We start from the raw sequence: 13,907 nt of genomic DNA, 5'->3' as shown, positions 1-13,907 counted from the left end.
CGAACGTGTGGGAGACTGTCTCTCGCGCAGAGCGCAAAGCAAGGTCCTGTGGAGCAGTTTGGAGTGCTCGCCACCCTGTCAAGGTGGAGGCCGCGGGTTCAAATCCCGTCAGGACCGCGCTGGCTGGGTAGCTCAGTTGGTACGAGCGATCGCCTGAAAAGCGATAGGTCGCCGGTTCGACCCCGGCCCCAGCCACCAGCAACCCCCGTCGAGATTCTCGGCGGGGGTTTCGCGTTGCCCGGATCCGGATGGTGGCCGCCTTCGCCCTCGTGGTCGCGGCCGGCCGGGTGGACGCCCACCCGGCGGCAACTGACGTCAGGCGGCGCCGAGTCACGCCGCGGCACCGCGGCGTGACGGAACCCCACCGGCACCGCCGCGCACCGGCCGGCCCGGACTCCACGGGCGGGGATCGCCCGGGGGTAATGCGTTCGCCCGTGGGGCGCGGCGGATGCGATGCTGGAACGCGTATGTCTACGCAGCCCCCCTCCCCCGCATTCGGCGAGCTCGGCGCACGACTGGCCGAGGTCTCCCTGCGCGACGCGCAGCGCCTCGGCCGTCGCCTGGACGGCGCACGCCGCATCCGCAAGCCCGAGGCCCGCTCGGCCGTGCTGACCGAGATCGGGGCGGAGCTCGACAAGGCCGCGCTGAAGGTCGAGGCGCGGCGCACCGCCATACCCGCGATCAGCTACCCGGAGCAGCTGCCGGTCAGCCGGAAGAAGGACGAGATCCTCGCGGCGATCCGCGACCACCAGGTCGTGATCGTCGCCGGCGAGACCGGTTCCGGGAAGACCACGCAGATCCCCAAGATCTGCCTGGAGCTGGGCCGCGGCGTCCGCGGCCTGATCGGCCACACCCAGCCCCGCCGGATCGCAGCCCGCACGGTGGCCGAGCGGGTGGCGGAGGAGCTGCACACCCCGCTCGGCGAGGCGGTGGGCTGGAAGGTCCGCTTCACCGACCAGGTCGGCGACAACACGCTGGTCAAGCTGATGACCGACGGCATCATGCTGGCCGAGATCCAGACCGACCGCGAGCTGCAGCAGTACGACACGATCATCATCGACGAGGCGCACGAGCGCAGCCTCAACATCGACTTCATCCTGGGCTACCTCGCCCAGCTGCTGCCCCGCCGCCCCGACCTCAAGGTCGTGATCACCTCCGCCACCATCGACCCGGAGCGCTTCTCCCGGCACTTCGGCGACGCCCCGATCGTCGAGGTCAGCGGGCGTACGTATCCGGTCGAGGTGCGCTACCGCCCGCTGCTGGCGGAAGGAGACGGGGACGCCGACGAAGCCGACCGCGACCAGATCACCGCGATCTGCGACGCGGTGGACGAGCTCCAGGCCGAGGGCCCGGGCGACATCCTGGTCTTCCTCTCCGGCGAGCGGGAGATCCGCGACACCGCCGACGCCCTGAACAAGAGGCAGTTGCGCCTCACCGAGGTCCTGCCGCTGTACGCGCGGCTGTCCTCCGCCGAGCAGCACCGGGTCTTCCAGCGCGGCACGGGCCGCCGCATCGTGCTGGCCACCAATGTCGCGGAGACCTCGCTCACCGTCCCGGGCATCCGCTACGTGATCGACACGGGGATGGCCCGCATCTCCCGCTACAGCCACCGCACCAAGGTGCAGCGGCTGCCGATCGAGCCGATCAGCCAGGCGAGCGCCAACCAGCGCAAGGGCCGCTGCGGCCGGCTCGCGGACGGCATCTGCGTGCGGCTGTACTCCGAGGACGACTTCCTGTCCCGCCCGGAGTTCACCGACGCCGAGATCCTCCGGACCAACCTGGCCTCCGTCATCCTGCAGATGACCGCCGCCGGCCTCGGCGACATCGCCCGCTTCCCCTTCATCGACCCCCCGGACGCCCGGAACATCAAGGACGGCGTGCAGCTGCTCCAGGAGCTGGGTGCCCTCGACGGGCAGAAGCTCACCCAGACCGGCCGCAAGCTCTCCCAGCTGCCGGTGGACCCGCGGCTGGCCCGCATGGTGCTGGAGGCGGAGCGCAACGGCGTCGTGCGCGAGGTCATGGTGATCGCGTCCGCGCTGTCGATCCAGGACCCGCGCGAACGTCCCCAGGACAAGCAGCAGCAGGCCGACGAGAAGCACCGCCGCTTCGCCGACGAGACCAGCGACTTCATGGCGCTGCTCAATCTGTGGCGCTACGTCCGCGACCAGCAGAAGGCGCTGTCCTCCTCGGCCTTCCGCCGGATGTGCCGCACGGAGTATCTGAACTACCTGCGCATCCGCGAGTGGCAGGACATCTACAGCCAGCTGCGCACGGTCGCCAAGACGATGGGCATCCACCTCGCCGAGGGCGACCACGAGGTCGACGCCCAGCACGTCCACCAGTCCCTGCTGGCGGGCCTGCTGTCGCACGTCGGCCTGAAGGACACCGACAGCAAGAACGAGTATCTGGGCGCCCGCAGCGCCAAGTTCGCCGTCTTCCCCGGCTCGTCGCTGTTCAAGAAGCCGCCGCGGTGGATCATGTCCGCCGAGCTGGTGGAGACCTCACGGCTGTGGGCGCGGGTCAACTCCCGCATCGAGCCCGAGTGGATCGAGCCGCTCGCCCAGCACCTGGTGAAGCGCTCCTACAGCGAGCCGCACTGGGAGAAGGACCAGGCGGCGGTCGTGGCGCTGGAGAAGGTGACGCTGTACGGCGTGCCGATCGTCGCCGACCGCAAGGTCAACTACGGGAAGATCGACCCGGAGACCAGCCGCGAGCTGTTCATCCGCAACGCGCTCGTCGAGGGCGACTGGCGCACCCACCACCAGTTCTTCCACGACAACCGGAAGCTGCTGGCCGAGGTGGAGGAGCTGGAGCACCGGGCGCGGCGCCGCGACATCCTCGTCGACGACGAGACGCTCTTCGACTTCTACGACCGCCTGGTCCCCGAACACGTGGTGTCGGGCGCGCACTTCGACTCGTGGTGGAAGCACAAGCGCCGCGACGAGCCGGAGCTGCTCAACTTCGAGCAGTCCATGCTGATCAACGAGAACGCCGAGGCCGTCACCAAGGACGACTACCCCGACTCGTGGCGTCAGGGGAAGCTCAAGCTCCGCGTGACGTACCAGTTCGAGCCGGGCGCGGACGCGGACGGCGTGACCGTCCACATCCCGCTGCAGGTGCTCAACCAGGTGACCCCGGACGGCTTCGACTGGCAGATCCCGGGCCTGCGCGAGGACGTCGTCACCGAGCTGATCCGCTCGCTGCCCAAGGCGATCCGCCGCCACTACGTGCCGGCGCCGAACTACGCGAAGGCCTTCCTGGACCGGGTCGTGCCCGTGCAGGATCCCCTTCCCGAGACGCTCGCCCGCGAACTGCAGCGGATGGTGGGCGTGCCCGTCACCGCCGAGGACTTCGACCTCGCCAAGGTCCCGGACCATCTGAAGATCACCTTCCGGGTGACCGACGAGCGCCGGCGCAAGCTCGCCGAGGACAAGGACCTGGAGGCGCTGAAGCTGCAGCTGCGGCCGAAGACCAAGGCCGCGATCAGCAAGGCCTTCGACGCCGCGGGTTCCATCGGCATCGAGCGCCGCACGGGGCTGAGGCAGTGGACGGTGGGCACCCTGGCGCGCACCTTCGAGACGCGGCGGTCCGGGCAGCCCGTCAAGGCGTACCCGGCGCTGGTCGACGAGGGCGAGAGCGTGGGTGTGCAGCTCTTCGACACCGAGGCCGAGCAGGCCGCGGCGATGTGGCGCGGCACCCGCCGGCTGATCCTGCTGAACGTGCCCGCCAACCCGGCGAAGTTCGCCGCGGACCGGCTGTCCAACCAGGACAAGCTCGCGCTGTCGCGCAGCCCGCACGGCTCGGTGAACGCCCTGTTCGACGACTGCGTCACCGCGGCCGCCGACCGGCTCATGGCCGAGCACGGCGGCCCCGCCTGGGACGAGGAGTCCTTCCGCAAGCTGTACGACTCGGTGCGTGCCGACCTCGTCGAGCTGACGGTCAGGACGGTCGCCCAGGTGCGCCAGGTGCTGGCCGCCTGGCAGGCCTGTGAGCGCCGTCTGAAGGCCACCCAGAGCCTCGCCCTGGTGGCGAACCTGGCGGACGTCAAGGAGCAGCTGGGAGCCCTCGTGGGGCCCGGTTTCGTGGCCGCCACGGGGGTGCGCCGGCTGCCGGACCTGCTCCGGTACCTGGTGGCCGTCGACCGGCGGCTGCAGCAGATGCCCACGGGCGTCCAGCGGGACACCACGCGCATGGAGAAGGTCCGGGAGATCCAGACCGAGTACGCCGAGCTGCTGGCCGCCCAGCCGGCCGGGCGGCCCGTTCCCGAACGGGTGCGCGACATCCGCTGGATGATCGAGGAACTGCGGGTCAGCTACTTCGCGCACGCCCTCGGCACGGCGTTCCCGGTATCGGACAAACGCATCTTCAAGGCCCTCGACGAAGCCTGGGGCTGATCGGGTTCGCAATCACCCTCTGACCTGCTGTACAGTCTTCCTCGCGGCCAAGGAACAACGGCCGCGAAGCCTGGTCCTGTGGAGCAGTTTGGAGTGCTCGCCACCCTGTCAAGGTGGAGGCCGCGGGTTCAAATCCCGTCAGGACCGCAGCAAATGCAAGGCCCGCGTCCAGCGAAGGACGCGGGCCTTCTTGCTGTGCGCGTGGCGGCCGTCGTGGCCGGGATGCGGTTGCGGAGGGGGCCGGTCCCCTGGTTCCGCCCGTTCCCGCGTGGTACGCCTGGCACATGAGCGCGACGCCGAGGGAACCGGGCCCGATGCCCCGGGACGTGACGCGGGCACTGCTGCGCGCGCACCTGGCGGCCGCGGCGGGGGGCGGGCGCCGGCACCTCACCCGGCACTGCCCGGTGTGCCACCGGCTGATGCGGCTGGCGCTGCGGCGCGCGGCCGTCCCACTACCGCAGGAGAGCGGAGAGGAACAAGACTCCGGCATGTGACGGGAGTCACGTGAAAAGTTCTGACTCTGAGGGAACTTGGGGCCTCCTGTGGGACCGTCAATTTAATATGTGCAATTGCACTCATGACAGAGGGCCCAGCCCTCACAACACGGACACATCACACGCACAAAAAAGATCGCACCGGAGCCGGCGGACTCCGATGCGATCAACGTTCCTACGGGCTTCCCTGATGGGGGCAGGGACCCTTCGGAGCGGACGTCGTGGCGGGTTGGGGGCCCCGCGTGGACGTCCGTTTGTTCAGGTCAGGCCTCGCTGCGCTGCTGCGGAATGCCCGCGAGCAGTGCACGGACCTCCGCCTCGCGGTAGCGGCGGTGCCCGCCGAGCGTGCGGATGGACGTGAGCTTGCCAGCCTTGGCCCAGCGCGTGACCGTCTTCGGGTCCACGCGGAACATCGTGGCGACCTCAGCGGGGGTCAGCAGCGGCTCGGCATCAGGGGTGCGAGCGGTCATGAGCGGCCTCCTCGAGAGAACCGAACCAACACGGTTCTTTCCTCTAAATTCTGCACCTTGACCCGCGTTGCCCGAAATGGCGGACGCGGGCCGAGTCGGTAATAGGACGAACGGCTTGTCCTTGGCACTACAACTACACCATCTGTCCAGCCGTGTCGGCCAAACCGATGGATTTGCCCTCTGAGGTGTCTAAGCTCGACGGAAGCCGATGGACCGGGCCATAACGGACAGTCACACCTGAGTGACGATCAGTCACAGCCAACCCACGAGCCACAGCCCCACCTCAAGGGGATGCAATACCGGACATTCCACTCAGAGCGAGCGGAAAGAGGTCCTTCCGGACCCGATGTCCCATATTGTCATGGGGGGTGGGGATGAGGGCAAGACCCCTAAACGTGCTTTAGGTCACGCTTAGGCCAAAGGTACCGGTCGGCCGGACTCAGGACCAAAGTCCCTCCGCCCTCGGCCGGCTCCCGACGGACTCTCAACTCGCGTACTGGAGCTCCCGGACGGCCCGCCACCGGTCGGTGAGCCGCTCGTACGCCTCGCCGGCCCTGGTGCCGTCCTCGTCCCGCAGCGCCGCCAACGCGTCCGCCACGTCGGCGGCGGACCGGTCCCCCGCGAGGGAGTCCGGGGCGATGGCGTGGACGAGCCCCCCGTAGTCGAGTTCGACCAGGGACCGCGGGTGGAACTCCTCGAGCCAACGCCCTACATCTACCAGGCCGTCGATCAAAGGTCCCTCTTCGAGTGAATCCTTGAGCACCCGCAGCGCCCGGGCCGTCCGCCGGCGGGCCTGCACCATCGGCGTCCGGTAACGCATCACCGGCTGCTTGGACTCGCCCGCGCCGGCGGGTTCGTACTCCCGCTCGGAATCGTCGAACAGCGTGAACCAGCGCACCGGAACGTGCCATGTCGCCCCGCGGATCCAGGGCCGGGCGTCGGCGTTCTCGGGCTTCTCCGCCCGCCACGCCGCGAAGTCGGCCTCCGCCTGCTCGCGCGCGGCCCTGGGCAGCACCGCGTCCACCACGGGGACGGGGAACTCCTCGACCAGTTCGGACAGGGCCAGCCAGCCGCGCAAACGGGTGCGCCAGGGGCAGACGTGGGTCACGCCGTCCACGACGGCGACGAAGGCCTCGCCGCTCTCCCGGACCGGGACGGCGAGGGGCGGGACCGAGAGCAGGCCGGCCAGCGACTGGCGCAGTTCGTCCTGTGCGGTCCGCTGCGCGCCCTGGGCGGCGTACCGGTACCAGTAGCCGCGGTCGGGCTCCGGGAAGGCCGCCAGCGGCTCGTACACCCGCAGATACGCCGCGTACGGGACCAGCACCGATGACAAGCCCACACCCGCTCCCTCGTGACGGCTTCCGCGCCCTGGCATCGTCCCACGTCGCTTCCGGCACGGGGAGTGATCCACGACACTGGGAAGATGTTCAGGGCCGGGTGGTTCTAGTCTTCTGCCGACCGGCCCTCCCCCACCCACCCGGAGGGCGACCTCTGGACATTCGGGAGTCACCACAGTGACCGACGTACGTCAGACACCCGGCATCGTCTCCACGCTGTTCCGATCGGAGCAGGGCGGTCACGAGCAGGTCGTCTTGTGCCAGGACCGCGCCAGTGGCCTCAAGGCCGTCATCGCGATCCACTCCACCGCCCTGGGCCCGGCCCTCGGCGGCACCCGCTTCCACGCGTACTCCTCCGACGAGGCGGCGGTCGAGGACGCGCTCAACCTCGCCCGCGGCATGTCGTACAAGAACGCGCTGGCCGGCCTCGACCTCGGCGGCGGCAAGGCCGTCATCATCGGCGACCCGGACATGGACAAGTCCGAGGAGCTGCTGCTGGCCTACGGCCGCTTCGTCGCCTCGCTCGGCGGCCGCTACGTCACGGCCTGCGACGTCGGCACCTACGTGGCCGACATGGACGTGGTCTCCCGCACCGCCCCGCAGTGGACCACCGGCCGCTCGCCCGAGAACGGCGGCGCCGGCGACTCCTCCGTGCTGACCGCCTGGGGCGTCTTCCAGGGCATGCGCGCCTCCGCCCAGGCCAAGTGGGGCGACCCCACGCTGCGCGGCCGCAGGGTCGGCGTGGCCGGCGTCGGCAAGGTCGGCCACCACCTGGTGGAGCACCTGCTCAAGGACGGCGCCGAGGTGGTGATCACCGATGTTCGCGGCGAGGCCGTCGACCGGATCATCTCCCGTCACCCCGGGGTAACCGCCGTCTCCGACGCTGACGTCCTGGTCCGCACGCCACTGGACGTGTACGCGCCCTGCGCGCTCGGCGGCGCCCTGAACGACGACTCCGTGCCGGCCCTCACCGCCTCGATCGTCTGCGGCGCGGCCAACAACCAACTCGCCCACCCGGGCGTCGAGAAGGACCTGGCCGACCGCGGCATCCTGTACGCGCCCGACTACGTCGTGAACGCCGGCGGCGTGATCCAGGTCGCGGACGAGCTCAACGGCTTCGACTTCGACCGGGCCCGCGCCAAGGCGACGAAGATCTTCGACACCACGCTCGCCATCTTCGAGCGCGCCGCGGCCGACGGCATCCCGCCGGCCGCCGCCGCCGACCGCCTGGCCGAGCAGCGCATGGCCGAGCGCACCCCGGCGGACAGCTGGCTGCGCCCGTGACCCACGGGGCCGCGGCACGTCCGCGGCCCCTCCGGCACGCCCCCGTACGTGCGTGAAGGGGCGTGTCTTACATCACAAAGCGGACACCCGCGGGGCGCTCCCGACGTACGGTGTGCGCGCGTCCTCGCGTGTCGGGGCGGCTCCCGGCGGGCCTCCGCGACGAGGACGGCGGGCCGGACATCCGACCGTTACCACGCCCCGGCAGCCAGACCGTGGCGGAAGAAGGTAAAATCGCGACTGACCAGCCAGGACGGGGCCATCGACGGCCCCTGCTCCGACGCGCGTCGTGCGGGCGACGTACCGTGCGGCCTCGGAAGCAGGTACCGTTGAAGTCCTACGGACCGGGACTCTCATCCGAGGGCCCGTTCCACATCGTGAACGCGTGTCAAGACTCGGGGCCGTCGAGCCCCACCGTTGAGGGGGTCGAGCCAATGGGGCGCGGCCGGGCCAAGGCCAAGCAGACGAAGGTCGCCCGCCAGCTGAAGTACAACAGCGGCGGTACGGACCTTTCACGTCTGGCCGAAGAGCTGGGCGCATCGTCGACACTGCCGGTCAATCCGGAGGTACAGGAAGACGACGATGACGACGAGCTGGAAGACGACCCGTACGCACGGTACGCGGATCTCTACGGCGACGACGAGGACGACGACGAGGACGACGAGTCCCAGTCCTCATCACAACGCCGTCGCGCTTGACGCAGCACATTCCGTTCCAGCTTGACCACTGACCCGGTCCGGGCACCGTCCGGACCGGGCTTTGTGCTGCTCCGGGCCGGTCAGCCCGCGTAGTCCCCGGTCAGCTCGACGGCCTCGGCGTGCTCGCCGCGCTCCACGATCCCGCCGGCCACCCAGGCCTCGAGGCCCCGGTCGGCCAGCGTCGTCAGCGCCACGTCCACCGAGCCCTCGGGCACCACGGCGACCATGCCGACGCCCATGTTCAGGGTCTTCTCCAGCTCCAGCCGCTCCACGCCGCCGAGCTCGCCGACCGTGCCGAACACCGCGCCCGGCGTCCACGTCGAACGGTCCACCGTGGCGTGCAGGTGGTCCGGGACGACCCGGGCCAGGTTGTTGGCCAGACCGCCGCCGGTGACGTGCGAGAAGCCGTGCACCTCGGTCGTACGGGTCAGCGCCAGGCAGTCCAGCGAGTAGATGCGGGTCGGCTCCAGCAGCTCCTCGCCGAGGGTGCGTCCGAACTCGGGCACCTCCCGGTCCAGCGCCCAGCCGGCCCGGTCGAAGAGCACGTGCCGGACGAGCGAGTACCCGTTGGAGTGAAGACCGGAGGACGCCATGGCGATCACGACGTCACCCTTACGGATGCGATCCGCGCCCAGCAGCCGGTCGGCCTCGACCACGCCCGTACCGGCGCCGGCGACGTCGAACTCGTCCTCGCCCAGCAGGCCCGGGTGCTCGGCCGTCTCGCCGCCGACCAGGGCGCAGCCGGCGAGCACACAGCCCTCGGCGATGCCCTTGACGATGGCCGCGACCCGGTCCGGGAAGACCTTGCCGACGCAGATGTAGTCGGTCATGAAGAGCGGCTCGGCGCCGCACACGACCAGGTCGTCGACGACCATGCCGACGAGGTCGTGGCCGATGGTGTCGTAGACCCCCATGCGCCGGGCGACGTCTACCTTGGTGCCCACGCCGTCGGTGGCGGAGGCCAGCAGGGGCCGCTCGTACCGCTTGAGCGCGGAGGCGTCGAAGAGCCCGGCGAAACCGCCGAGACCGCCCACGACCTCTGGGCGGGTGGCCTTGCCCACCCATTCCTTCATCAGCTCGACCGCGCGGTCGCCCGCCTCGATGTCGACTCCCGCCGCGGCGTAGCTGGCACCGGTGTTCTCGGACATGGCTGTGTTGTGTCCTTGCGTCGAATGCTTACGGGCGACGGAGCGCGTCGGCCGCGTCGGGGCCGCCGGCCAGCTCGGTCTCCAGAAGGTGCTTGCCGAGCAGCTCGGGGTCCGGCAGCTCCATCGGGTACTCGCCGTCGAAGCAGGCCCGGCAGAGGTTGGGCTTGGCGATCGTGGTCGCCTCGACCATCGCGTCGAGCGAGATGTACGACAGCGAGTCCGCGTCCAGGGACTTGCAGATCTCGTCGACCGACAGGCCGTTGGCGATCAGCTCCGCGCGGGTGGCGAAGTCGATGCCGAAGAAGCAGGGCCACTTGATCGGCGGCGAGGAGATCCGGATGTGGACCTCCGCGGCACCGGCCTCGCGGAGCATCCGGACCAGCGCGCGCTGGGTGTTGCCGCGGACGATCGAGTCGTCCACGACCACCAGGCGCTTGCCCCGGATGACCTCCTTGAGCGGGTTCAGCTTCAGACGGATGCCCAGCTGCCGGATGGTCTGCGAGGGCTGGATGAAGGTCCGGCCCACGTACGAGTTCTTCACCAGGCCCGAGCCGTACGGGATACCGCTCTCCTCGGCGTACCCGACCGCGGCCGGCGTGCCGGACTCCGGGGTCGGTATCACCAGGTCGGCCTCGACCGGGGCCTCCTTGGCCAGCCGGCGGCCCATCTCGACCCGGGAGAGGTAGACGTTGCGGCCCGCGATGTCGGTGTCGGGGCGGGCGAGGTACACGTACTCGAAGACGCAGCCCTTGGGGCGGGCGTCGGCGAAGCGGGAGGCGCGCAGCCCGTTCTCGTCGACGGCGATCAGCTCGCCGGGCTCGATCTCGCGGATGAAGCTCGCACCCACGATGTCCAGCGCGGCGGTCTCCGACGCGACGACCCAGCCGCGCTCCAGGCGGCCCAGCACCAGCGGGCGGATGCCCTGCGGGTCACGGGCGGCGTAGAGCGTGTGCTCGTCCATGAAGACCAGGCTGAAGGCGCCCTGGACCTCGGGCAGCACCTTGCGGGCGGCGTCCTCGACGGACAGCGGCTTGCCGTCCTCGTCCACCTGCCCGGCGAGCAGCGCCGTGACCAGGTCGGTGTCGTTCGTCGCCGCGACCCTGGTCGCCCGGCCGTTGCCCTGCGGCAGCGCGGCGACCATCTCGGCCAGCTCGACGGTGTTGACCAGGTTCCCGTTGTGGCCGAGCGCGATGGAGCCGCTGGCCGTGGCGCGGAAGGTGGGCTGGGCGTTCTCCCAGACCGACGCGCCGGTGGTCGAGTAACGGGCATGCCCGACCGCGATGTGGCCCTGCAAGGAGCCGAGGGAGGTCTCGTCGAAGACCTGGGACACAAGGCCCATGTCCTTGAAGACCAGGATCTGGGAGCCGTTGCTCACTGCGATGCCCGCGGACTCCTGTCCGCGGTGCTGCAGGGCGTACAGCCCGAAGTAGGTGAGTTTGGCGACCTCTTCGCCGGGGGCCCAGACACCGAAGACGCCGCAAGCGTCCTGGGGGCCCTTCTCGCCGGGGAGCAGGTCGTGGTTGAGTCGTCCGTCACCACGTGGCACGGCACCGAGTCTAGGGCAGGTTCCGGCGTCGTCCGAACGGGGGAACCCGACAAAAGCGCGTTCTATGCGCGTAAACCCATGGGGCGCTTGGGCATGTGACCTTGGTCTAGGGACGCGGTCCGGGGTCGCGGGGCACGGCGATCGGCCCAGCAGGGCCCATGTCGCGGCGCGCGACCGGCCGGGCGCGCGGGGTGCGGGCGACCCCGCTCACAGCGGCCCGGGGGGGACGTGCCGGGTACGCGGGTGACGGCGGAACCGGCGGCGATACGACAGGCCGCCCAGCCGGCGTCCGCGGCCCAGGAGGCGGGATCGGTCATCCGGAGCAGCGGCAGGGGAATCGGCACCGGCGCAGCCTCGGACAGCACGGACAGCACGGACAGCCGGGCCACGGGGACGCGGAAGCCGAGCGCGCCGAGCGCGTGCAGCCGCATCGGCACGCAGGGCGGCGCCACCGCGCACACCGGGTCCCACCCGCCGGGGACGACCGCGTCGAGCACCGCCACCGGAGCCACCGGCGGCACCGACGCGTCATGCGGGCGCCGGGGCCGCCTCAGCCCCGCAAGGGGAGGTACGGGGCCAGGTCGGCGCGCTCGCCGCTCGCGGAGACCGCGGCGGAGGCGAGGGCGTCGGCCCAGGACGTACGGCCGGTGGCGAGGCGGATCCAGGTCAGCGGGTCCGTCTCGACGACGTTGGGCGGGGTGCCCCGGGTGTGGCGGGGCCCGGGCACGCACTGCACGGCCGCGTACGGCGGGACGCGGACCTCGACGGAGTTGCCGGGCACCGCGACGGCGAGGGTGTCCGCGAGGAGCCGTACGACGGCGGCGACGGCCTGCCGTTCCAGGGGGACGGGCATACCCGTCGCCCGGGCGAGGTCGTCGCTGTGGACGACCAGTTCGACGAGCCGGGTCACCAGGAAGTCCGAGGACCGCATCGCGCCGGGCGGGACGGCCACCAGGCGCTCGGGCGCCACCGCCTCGTCGAGCACCCCCGCGAGCCCCTGGGCGGCCTCCGCGAGCCGGGCGGCCGCGTCGGCGCCCTCCGCGGCGGCCTCGCCGGCGCCGGCGGCGGGCGGGCCGGCGACGCACGCAGCCGAGCGGGCCCACGTGGTGAGGTCGAGGTCCGCCCTCGCCGGGGCGGGCGCGGTCACCACTCGGGCGACGGTCTCCACCTGCCGGGCGACGTGCACGACCAGCGCGTGCACGTCCCACCCCGGCAGCCCGGAGGGCGCGGACAGCTGATCCTCCGTCAGTCCGCGGGCGGCCCCCAGGACGTGGCCGACCTGCGCGGTGAGCGCGGCGCGGGTCCTGGCGGGGTCGTAGGTGCGGGCCTTGCGGGCGGCGGGCGGCATGCCCGCAGCCTACGCGCCGGCCCGGCCCGCACCCCGACCCGGCGATCAGGCCTGGCGCGGGCGCTCGAAGGTGAGCAGCAGCCCCTGCACGGCGCCCGGGCCGATGCGGCCCTTGACGTCGGCCGAGGTGATCGCCTTCAGCTGCCAGCCGTCCTCGGCGTGCTTGTTCAGCGTCTTCTCCAGCTTGTCGTCGTCGATGGCGTCGCCTATCAGCGACTCGCGGAAGCTGACGACCTTGTACTCGTGCATCGTTGACACCTCTTGTCGTACCGGTGGTTGCGGAACGCACAGTAGTACCGCCGGTCGCGGGCTATGCGGGGCGGACCGGCCCCGCCGCCCGGTCGACGAGGGTGCCGTCCTCGGAGTCGGCGGACAGCAGCACCAGTTCGGCGCCCTCGCACGGCGTCCCGAACAGCAGGGAGGGCCGCAGCGCCTCGCCGCGGGACCCGGACGGCGGCTCGGGTTCGGGGTCCACCGGGCAGGAGAACAGCGCCCTGCGGCCCGCGTGGTCGTCGGCCGCGAACACCCACGTACGGCCGTCCTCGTCCTCCCGGGTCAGCACGCGCAGCACCGGCTGCGCGCCGCGCCGCAGGGCGCCCGCCCGCACCCGGGCCACCACGCCCACCGCGAGCAGCGCACCGCCGGCCAGTGCCGGCAGGCGGGTCGGCGTCGGAACGGCGGCCGCGCACAACAGCGATCCGAGGGCGATGGTGGCCAGACCTCGGCGCAGCCGCGGGAGGGGCTCGGGGAGCGGAAGCCGTACGCCCCGGGCGGCGTTCGCGGCGAGCAGCCGCTGCCGGCGGTGGACCCCCGTACGGTGCCGGGCCCCGCACCAGCACAGCAGCAGCGCGGCGACGGCGGGGACGGCGGCCTGCGGTTCCACCCGCCAGACCAGGAGTGCGGCAAGCACCGGGGCCGTCACGAGGGTGAGTCCGGGCAGTCTGCGGAGCCAGTACAACTGGACGGCGGCCAGCCCGTAGTGCGCCGCCCCGAAGGCCTCCGGGGCCGCCACGGCGGCGGAGGCGGCGGCCGCCACGAGTGCCAGGGCCCCCCAGCGCGGGCGGGCCCACGCGGCGGGGCGGCACGCCGCCCAGCGCGTGGCGTCACGGCTGCGCCACCGGGGCAGTTCGCCGGGGGTATCGCGCTCGCTCACGCCTGGAGTATGAGGCCAAGACCGCGGCGCGGTCAGGG

Annotated in this window: 11 protein-coding genes and 3 tRNA genes; 7 read left to right on the top strand and 7 right to left on the bottom strand. The window is 71.4% G+C overall.

The genetic code is table 11. From position 1 onward, the window contains the following. Positions 1 to 42: 42 nt before the first annotated feature. The 5 genes from OIE69_RS21925 (at position 43) to OIE69_RS21905 (ending at position 4,888) form a co-directional block, all read left to right on the top strand. Positions 43 to 117: transfer RNA gene (locus OIE69_RS21925), tRNA-Asp, on the top strand. 4 nt (positions 118 to 121) lie between these two features. Continuing rightward, positions 122 to 198 (top strand) — tRNA-Phe (locus OIE69_RS21920). 269 nt (positions 199 to 467) lie between these two features. After that, on the top strand, positions 468 to 4,394 hold the full coding sequence (gene hrpA / locus OIE69_RS21915; RefSeq protein ID WP_326574764.1) for an ATP-dependent RNA helicase HrpA: 3,927 nt from the start codon (positions 468 to 470) through the stop codon (positions 4,392 to 4,394). Between the two features lie 72 nt (positions 4,395 to 4,466). Next, positions 4,467 to 4,541: transfer RNA gene (locus OIE69_RS21910), tRNA-Asp, on the top strand. A 137-nt stretch (positions 4,542 to 4,678) separates the two neighbouring features. Further along, positions 4,679 to 4,888 carry a DUF6274 family protein gene (locus OIE69_RS21905; protein ID WP_326574762.1) on the top strand — a complete coding sequence of 70 codons (210 nt, stop codon included), beginning with the start codon at positions 4,679 to 4,681 and terminating at the stop codon, positions 4,886 to 4,888. Positions 4,889 to 5,151: 263 nt separating this feature from the next. Here OIE69_RS21905 and bldC read toward each other — a convergent pair whose 3' ends face one another. Beyond that, on the bottom strand, positions 5,152 to 5,358 hold the full coding sequence (gene bldC, locus OIE69_RS21900; protein ID WP_003949541.1) for a developmental transcriptional regulator BldC: 207 nt from the start codon (positions 5,356 to 5,358) through the stop codon (positions 5,152 to 5,154). A gap of 484 nt (positions 5,359 to 5,842) precedes the next feature. Continuing rightward, on the bottom strand, positions 5,843 to 6,733 hold the full coding sequence (locus tag OIE69_RS21895; RefSeq protein WP_326574090.1) for a hypothetical protein: 891 nt from the start codon (positions 6,731 to 6,733) through the stop codon (positions 5,843 to 5,845). Between the two features lie 139 nt (positions 6,734 to 6,872). Here OIE69_RS21895 and OIE69_RS21890 point away from each other — a divergent pair, with 139 nt between their 5' ends. Together OIE69_RS21890 and OIE69_RS21885 are read left to right on the top strand one after the other, a co-directional pair. Then, a complete protein-coding gene (locus OIE69_RS21890) occupies positions 6,873 to 7,979 on the top strand; it encodes a Leu/Phe/Val dehydrogenase (protein ID WP_326574088.1) in 1,107 nt (368 codons plus the stop codon). A gap of 326 nt (positions 7,980 to 8,305) precedes the next feature. Next, the gene (locus tag OIE69_RS21885; RefSeq protein WP_245938689.1) at positions 8,306 to 8,674 is read left to right on the top strand and encodes a DUF3073 domain-containing protein; all 369 of its coding nucleotides are present in this window, start codon (positions 8,306 to 8,308) and stop codon (positions 8,672 to 8,674) included. Between the two features lie 80 nt (positions 8,675 to 8,754). Here OIE69_RS21885 and purM read toward each other — a convergent pair whose 3' ends face one another. From purM to OIE69_RS21860, 5 genes are all read right to left on the bottom strand, one after another. Then, a complete protein-coding gene (gene purM / locus OIE69_RS21880) occupies positions 8,755 to 9,822 on the bottom strand; it encodes a phosphoribosylformylglycinamidine cyclo-ligase (protein ID WP_326574084.1) in 1,068 nt (355 codons plus the stop codon). Between the two features lie 28 nt (positions 9,823 to 9,850). After that, positions 9,851 to 11,368: an amidophosphoribosyltransferase gene (gene purF / locus OIE69_RS21875; protein WP_326574082.1), complete on the bottom strand. Its 1,518-nt coding sequence runs from the start codon at positions 11,366 to 11,368 to the stop codon at positions 9,851 to 9,853. Between the two features lie 550 nt (positions 11,369 to 11,918). Then, complete coding sequence (locus OIE69_RS21870; RefSeq protein WP_326574080.1) at positions 11,919 to 12,716, bottom strand: maleylpyruvate isomerase family mycothiol-dependent enzyme; 798 nt, start codon at positions 12,714 to 12,716, stop codon at positions 11,919 to 11,921. A 45-nt stretch (positions 12,717 to 12,761) separates the two neighbouring features. Beyond that, positions 12,762 to 12,965, bottom strand: a complete 204-nt coding sequence (locus OIE69_RS21865; protein WP_018558397.1) for a DUF4177 domain-containing protein — start codon at positions 12,963 to 12,965, stop codon at positions 12,762 to 12,764. A 61-nt stretch (positions 12,966 to 13,026) separates the two neighbouring features. Continuing rightward, positions 13,027 to 13,869, bottom strand: coding sequence for a hypothetical protein (locus OIE69_RS21860; RefSeq protein WP_326574077.1), 843 nt, complete (start codon positions 13,867 to 13,869; stop codon positions 13,027 to 13,029). Between the last annotated feature and the right edge of the window lie 38 nt (positions 13,870 to 13,907).

It is taken from the genome of Actinacidiphila glaucinigra (assembly GCF_035918135.1).
Classification (GTDB): domain Bacteria; phylum Actinomycetota; class Actinomycetes; order Streptomycetales; family Streptomycetaceae; genus Actinacidiphila; species Actinacidiphila glaucinigra.
The sequence above is the reverse complement of the archived record's forward strand: the minus strand, read 5'-3'. Positions and strand labels throughout refer to the sequence as shown.